The sequence below is a fragment of the Tsukamurella sp. NPDC003166 genome (assembly GCF_040611135.1).
In the GTDB taxonomy this organism is placed as follows: domain Bacteria; phylum Actinomycetota; class Actinomycetes; order Mycobacteriales; family Mycobacteriaceae; genus Tsukamurella.
Genome location: NZ_JBEXNL010000034.1, coordinates 1,547 through 2,743, shown reverse-complemented (window position 1 = coordinate 2,743; position 1,197 = coordinate 1,547). Strand labels below are relative to the sequence as shown.

The following is a 1,197-nucleotide window of genomic DNA, read 5'->3' as shown; positions in this document are numbered from 1 at the left end:
AGTACACGCTTAGGGGCCTTAGCCGGCGATCTGGGCTGTTTCCCTCTCGACTACGAAGCTTATCCCCCGCAGTCTCACTGCCACGCTCTCACTTACCGGCATTCGGAGTTTGGCTGACGTCAGTAACCTGTGAGGGCCCATCGGCCATCCAGTAGCTCTACCTCCGGCAAGAAACACGTGACGCTGCACCTAAATGCATTTCGGGGAGAACCAGCTATCACGGAGTTTGATTGGCCTTTCACCCCTACCCACAGCTCATCCCCTCAGTTTTCAACCTAAGTGGGTTCGGGCCTCCACAACATCTTACTGCTGCTTCACCCTGGCCATGGGTAGATCACTCCGCTTCGGGTCCAGACCCGGCGACTCACACGCCCTATTCGGACTCGCTTTCGCTACGGCTACCCCCAAACGGGTTAACCTCGCCACCGAGCACTGACTCGCAGGCTCATTCTTCAAAAGGCACGCCATCACCCCACAACGAGGGCTCTGACGGATTGTAAGCACACGGTTTCAGGTACTATTTCACTCCCCTCCCGGGGTACTTTTCACCTTTCCCTCACGGTACTTGTCCGCTATCGGTCGCAAGGTAGTATTTAGGCTTACCGAGTGGTCTCGGCAGATTCACAGCGAATTTCACGGGCTCGCTGCTACTCGGGTATCCACCACAACAGGCACCATGTTTTCAGTTACGGGACTCTCACCCTCTCCGGCGGACCATTCCAGGCCACTTCACCTAACACGACACTTTCTCACTGCTGTCCAGCCAGGTAGAACTGGAAAGATGAACCCCACAACACCACACACACAACCCCTACCCGGTATCACATGTGCATGGTTTAGCCTCATCCGCTTTCGCTCGCCACTACTCACGGAATCACTATTGTTTTCTCTTCCTGAGGGTACTGAGATGTTTCACTTCCCCCCGTTCCCTCCACACCGTCTATATATTCAACGGCAGGTAACACCACATGACTGGTGCTGGGTTTCCCCATTCGGAAATCCTCGGATCACAGCTCGGTTGACAGCTCCCCGAGGCATATCGCAGCCTCCCACGTCCTTCATCGGCTCCTTGCGCCAAGGCATCCACCGTGCGCCCTTAGACACTTACAACACACAAAACACACACCAAACCCGAGACAACCAAAGCCATCACAAATATCGGTGCGCCCTTCATGACATCAAGCGCCAAAAAAACAC

Annotated in this window: 1 rRNA gene (running past one end of the window); it reads right to left on the bottom strand. The window is 54.9% G+C overall.

Annotated features, from left to right (window positions below):
• Window positions 1-1,110, bottom strand: a 23S ribosomal RNA gene (locus ABZX10_RS22720) (it extends 1,915 nt beyond the left edge of the window).
• Window positions 1,111-1,197: the final 87 nt, after the last annotated feature.